Raw genomic sequence first — 357 nt, forward strand, 5'->3', positions numbered from 1 at the left:
TGTTCAGTCATTAGATGAAATTTTAAAAGACTGTCAAAAAGCAGTAGAAAAATATCATGATTCTTCTCGCTATTCTATGAATATGGTGGCATTGGCTCCTTGCTCACCTTTTAGTGTTACAGAAGAATTATTAAAGCAATCTGCAATATTGGCAAGAGATTTAAAAGTAAGACTTCATACTCATTTATGCGAAACTAAAGATGAGGAAGTATTTGTAAAAGAAAAATTTAATATGCGTCCTTTGGAATATATGGAAAAATTGGGCTGGGTTGGTAATGATGTTTGGTATGCTCATGGTATTCACTTCAATGAAAAAGAATTAAAATTTTTAGCTGATACAAAAACAGGAGTAGCACA

At 31.7% G+C, this 357-nt stretch carries 1 protein-coding gene; it reads left to right on the top strand.

Going from position 1 to position 357, the window contains the following annotated elements; all coding sequences use genetic code 11:
• Positions 1-357, top strand: a 357-nt coding sequence (locus E6A48_RS09460) for an amidohydrolase family protein (RefSeq protein WP_219709970.1), incomplete at both ends; no start/stop codon positions are given.

The organism is Brachyspira pilosicoli (assembly GCF_019402445.1).
GTDB lineage: Bacteria > Spirochaetota > Brachyspiria > Brachyspirales > Brachyspiraceae > Brachyspira > Brachyspira pilosicoli_B.